Annotated in this window: 1 pseudogene; it reads left to right on the plus strand. The window is 66.9% G+C overall.

Annotated features, from left to right (window positions below):
* Positions 1-729, plus strand: a pseudogene (locus tag NKH19_RS33415) (IS3 family transposase); the annotation flags it as partial.

Consider the following 729-nt stretch of genomic DNA (forward strand, 5'->3'; position numbering starts at 1 on the left):
GGCGCTTCGGCTACCGGCGGCTGTTCATCCTGCTGCGGCAAGGCGGCGAGCCGTCGGGCATCAACCGCATCTACCGGCTCTATCGCGAGGAAGGGCTGACGGTTCGCAAGCGACGGTCACGCCGGCTCGCGGTTGGCACCCGCGCACCGATTCTGGTCGAGGCAAGGCCGAACGCCCGCTGGTCGCTGGATTTCGTCCACGACCAGTTCGCCTGCGGTCGACGCTTCCGCATCCTCAACGTGGTCGACGACGTGACGCGCGAGTGCCTGGCGGCAATCCCGGACACCTCGATCTCGGGCCGCCGTGTCGCACGCGAACTGACCGAGTTGATCGCCCACCGCGGCAAGCCGGGCATGATCGTCTCCGACCACGGCACCGAGTTCACCTCGAACGCCATGCTCGCCTGGGCACAGGAGAACGGCATGACTTGGCACTTCATCGCACCGGGCAAGCCGATGCAGAACGGCTTCTGCGAGAGCTTCAACGGCCGGATGCGGGACGAGCTCTTGAACGAGACCCTGTTCTTCGGTCTCGACCATGCCCGCACGACGATCGCCGAATGGGCGGACGACTACAACCGATCGCGCCACATTCGGCGCTCGGCTACATCACGCCGGCGGCTTGTGCCGCCAATCTCACCGCAACGGGCGATCGGCTGCGCAACCCCGACCAGCTCCGCCGATCGCCCGTTGCTCAACCCGCGCCATACGGCGTACAACCCGCCGAGGC

It is taken from the genome of Mesorhizobium sp. M1338, assembly GCF_040318045.1.
Taxonomy (GTDB): domain Bacteria; phylum Pseudomonadota; class Alphaproteobacteria; order Rhizobiales; family Rhizobiaceae; genus Mesorhizobium.